This is a genomic window from Marinagarivorans sp. (assembly GCF_982758155.1).
On sequence record NZ_CEXWTU010000360.1, the window covers coordinates 225 to 3095 of the forward strand.

Annotated in this window: 9 protein-coding genes; all 9 read right to left on the minus strand. The window is 46.7% G+C overall.

The annotated features are described in order from the left end of the window. The coding region (locus AC3A8L_RS20795) for a hypothetical protein (protein ID WP_487964192.1) at positions 1-195 on the minus strand (195 nt) is incomplete at its 3' end. A gap of 6 nt (positions 196-201) precedes the next feature. Beyond that, positions 202-438: a helix-turn-helix domain-containing protein gene (locus AC3A8L_RS20800; RefSeq protein ID WP_487964193.1), complete on the minus strand. Its 237-nt coding sequence runs from the start codon at positions 436-438 to the stop codon at positions 202-204. Further along, positions 438-1148, minus strand: a complete 711-nt coding sequence (locus AC3A8L_RS20805) for a hypothetical protein (RefSeq protein WP_487964194.1) — start codon at positions 1146-1148, stop codon at positions 438-440. Before AC3A8L_RS20805 ends, AC3A8L_RS20800 begins: the two co-directional genes overlap by 1 nt. A gap of 72 nt (positions 1149-1220) precedes the next feature. After that, on the minus strand, positions 1221-1367 hold the full coding sequence (locus AC3A8L_RS20810; RefSeq protein ID WP_487964195.1) for a hypothetical protein: 147 nt from the start codon (positions 1365-1367) through the stop codon (positions 1221-1223). After that, positions 1357-1578 carry a hypothetical protein gene (locus AC3A8L_RS20815; protein WP_487964196.1) on the minus strand — a complete coding sequence of 74 codons (222 nt, stop codon included), beginning with the start codon at positions 1576-1578 and terminating at the stop codon, positions 1357-1359. Before AC3A8L_RS20815 ends, AC3A8L_RS20810 begins: the two co-directional genes overlap by 11 nt. After that, entirely contained in the window at positions 1575-1769 is a 195-nt protein-coding gene (locus AC3A8L_RS20820) for a hypothetical protein (RefSeq protein ID WP_487964197.1), read from the minus strand. The genes AC3A8L_RS20815 and AC3A8L_RS20820 overlap by 4 nt, the downstream gene beginning before the upstream one ends. Continuing rightward, on the minus strand, positions 1766-1921 hold the full coding sequence (locus tag AC3A8L_RS20825; protein ID WP_487964198.1) for a hypothetical protein: 156 nt from the start codon (positions 1919-1921) through the stop codon (positions 1766-1768). The genes AC3A8L_RS20820 and AC3A8L_RS20825 overlap by 4 nt, the downstream gene beginning before the upstream one ends. Beyond that, entirely contained in the window at positions 1914-2135 is a 222-nt protein-coding gene (locus tag AC3A8L_RS20830; protein WP_487964199.1) for a hypothetical protein, read from the minus strand. The genes AC3A8L_RS20825 and AC3A8L_RS20830 overlap by 8 nt, the downstream gene beginning before the upstream one ends. Before the next feature lie 16 nt (positions 2136-2151). Beyond that, positions 2152-2742 carry a DUF7178 family protein gene (locus AC3A8L_RS20835; RefSeq protein WP_487964200.1) on the minus strand — a complete coding sequence of 197 codons (591 nt, stop codon included), beginning with the start codon at positions 2740-2742 and terminating at the stop codon, positions 2152-2154. Positions 2743-2871 lie beyond the last annotated feature (129 nt).

Sequence of the window (2871 nt, forward strand, 5' to 3'; positions counted from 1 at the left end):
AGTATTGTGCGTGATAGCTTGGATCATGCGATGTTTCCACCCCACTGTTATCTTATTCACCCACCCTGCATCTGCTTTGGTGGTTAGTGTAACAGTCTCACCGTAGCGATCTACTGCCACAAACTTCCAGCGGGGGTTGCCTGCCTTGCTGTTGTGTAGCTTACGCTGTGATAGAATGAAGTAGCGTTCATACATGATAGTTTACCCCTCTGCTTCTACTGTGTAAGGGACTTGTGTGTGTAGAGTGTAGCGAACATAGCGTTGCCCAGTGACAGGGTGTGCTTTCTTGTTGGATACAATGTCGTAACCTAGGTCCCGCAACTCTTGGATGCGCTTAGTCAGGCTGCTGATGCTGTATTCAATCATTGCCTCCCGTACTGTTAGGCCAGTGGTTGCACGTAGGTGCTTCAGGATTAGTGTGTGTTGTGTGTTTTTCATTATGCGTACTCTCTTTTGTTAAACTCGCAGATTGCTTTAGCAAAGCCTCTTGGCGTTGCTGATCGTATGTCTTTGGTGCGCTGTGACTTGCCGCCCAGCTTCTTGTGTTGTGTGCTGTAGCCTGTTGGCTTGCAGGTGGGTATCTTTGTGGGCATTACAAACCCGCCACCTGTCCATAGGCACGTTTTCTTTGTGTATGCGTCACGGTCTGCAATGTACTCAGGCCAGCGTGGGTGCACAGCCTCATGGTCGTCCAAATACTCCCCGTATTCGTATGGGTGAAACCTGAAGTCAGGTTTACGCCACTGCGTAGCCAAGACACTGACAGGGTTCTCGATAAGGTAGGGGACGCCTAAGTCCTCAAAGAAGTCCGCACACATTACCGCGTAGTTGACCGCCTTGGTCTGGAAGTCAGGGTCTCGTTTTGCCTTAGATTTGAAATGGGCAGCCCCCGATATTGCAAGGTCAGTGCATACAGGGAAGGCCAAACCAAACACAGTCAGATCGCCGTTGTCGCCAAACTCTTCAATCAGATCATGATAGGTCGCCTGTTTGTGTAGGTCTGCGTGACGGTACGTGATACCACCCTCTTTGCGTCCCTCCACAGGGTGTTGGATGTCGAAGGCGTAACAGGTGTAACCCGCTTCAGCCCAAGGTTTCAGAGCCTCGCCCGTGAAGTCGTATAGTGATAATACAATGCCCTTGCTCATGTTACTTTCCTTTAGGTTTAGGTATGGGTTGATCTGACCAGTCGTCGCACGGGTCATCCTCTTTTCCCTTGGTCATACTAACTCGCCCAGTCCAATCAGGAGAACCCCGATTGTGTAGAGAGCAGCAGCCACAAACAGCATGGCCGCGGTATCATAGATAAACCAGCGGATTGATTGATTGCGATGCTTACGCAGACGTTCTTTGCGTTTAAGTGTCATGTTGTAGCTCCCTTGGGAAACTGTTTAACATGTCGTCAAACGTCCACTCCTCAAAAGGTTTATTCAGTCTCGCTTCTTTTACTTTACCTTGTACAGCTTTCAAAGTGTGCATCATAAACTTTTCTCCTGCGAGAAGATTTTCCTTTTTCAGTCTAGCCGAAAAGTCCTGTACGTCACTCCAATAAGTATCGTCTCCACTTTGATTGTTCATAGTGTCACCTCTAAATATCTGGCTACAGTGTTTTGCACCTCATCAAGTATGCTATTGAACACTTCTTGCGCCTCATCTGTATAGGACACATTACCACCATCATCACTCTCATATTGATGTCCAGTATAAACTCTATCCAGTACCATGTTTGCAATCTCACACGTCATAGCTATGTATTCTGGTTTTGTCATAGTTTTATCCCATCCTCTCTCATTAGTTCTAGCACCTCAAGTGCTGCCATAAGTTCATTCATATCGTGGTTGCCGTTCACAGCCTCTTGAATAGCACAATGAACAAACTCTAATCCGTGTTTAACTATCTCTTTCTTTTGTTCATCATTCATCTTCGTCACCTCCCTTTTGTTGTTCCCATAGGGTGTTGAGACTAATCCACGGGAACATTCTTGTTTCACCCTTGTGCACCCCTGTCATAACGATGCATTCCATCTTGGCACCAATAGGGCCTTGCCCCATATCACACTCGAATTGAGTTTCCTCACGGTTGATAGTGGACCAGAAATACAGGCGGTTATCTTCTACGTATTGAGTAACGTCCATGATAGTATTCTCCCTATTAGATGTTGTGAACACGCTTCCAAGTGGTCCAAGTGATTGCCTGTAGAACATGAGGCTTTACCTTCACACGCTTAGCGGCGGTAACATAAGCGGCCTGCAATTCACGGTATTGGCGCTTACCCATGTTGGTTTTGTCACTGGTTAAACCTTCACGTTGTCCCCGTGCAATGTTCAAGGCATGGCCGTCAATTGTCACTTCGTCTAGTCCTCTAATGTTAGAGTAGAAAGAGCGGATTTTCTGACCGTTCAACCGTGTTAGAATGTCCTCATCATCTAACAAGTCGTCCTGTAGAATAGACCACGCCTTTTGTTTCATCGTGTTATAACATGAAACCTTGAAGTCGTCTAAACCATCGCCATTCTGCCATGCACCGCACATTGTGTCAGTGTCTTTGCAGTTACGTTCCCAACGATTATTAGGAGATAGCGCGGCCATGACACCGATAACAGTGTTCACTGGCAGTTTGTGCTTGTCGGCTATATCAAAGGCCATACGTTCGGCACGTGCATACCATTCAACACCGTTGATAGTGTCATCATTGGAAGCTTGGCGGTATAGTTTTAGGATGTTGCGTACGTATTGTGTCATGGTATTTTCCTCATTAGGTTAAGATATTGATGCACCAACTTCATCCCCATGCGCTTAGCGGCTTACAGGTGTCGGTGCACTTATATATTAACTACCATTATCGGGCTAACCCTAGGCTTGTGAGTGCTT

Coding starts and splice junctions, on each gene's coding strand:
- AC3A8L_RS20800 (WP_487964193.1), bottom strand. CDS start 438: ATGAAAAACACACAACACACACTAATCCTGAAGCACCTACGTGCAACC.
- AC3A8L_RS20805 (WP_487964194.1), bottom strand. CDS start 1,148: ATGAGCAAGGGCATTGTATTATCACTATACGACTTCACGGGCGAGGCT.
- AC3A8L_RS20810 (WP_487964195.1), bottom strand. CDS start 1,367: ATGACACTTAAACGCAAAGAACGTCTGCGTAAGCATCGCAATCAATCA.
- AC3A8L_RS20815 (WP_487964196.1), bottom strand. CDS start 1,578: ATGAACAATCAAAGTGGAGACGATACTTATTGGAGTGACGTACAGGAC.
- AC3A8L_RS20820 (WP_487964197.1), bottom strand. CDS start 1,769: ATGACAAAACCAGAATACATAGCTATGACGTGTGAGATTGCAAACATG.
- AC3A8L_RS20825 (WP_487964198.1), bottom strand. CDS start 1,921: ATGAATGATGAACAAAAGAAAGAGATAGTTAAACACGGATTAGAGTTT.
- AC3A8L_RS20830 (WP_487964199.1), bottom strand. CDS start 2,135: ATGGACGTTACTCAATACGTAGAAGATAACCGCCTGTATTTCTGGTCC.
- AC3A8L_RS20835 (WP_487964200.1), bottom strand. CDS start 2,742: ATGACACAATACGTACGCAACATCCTAAAACTATACCGCCAAGCTTCC.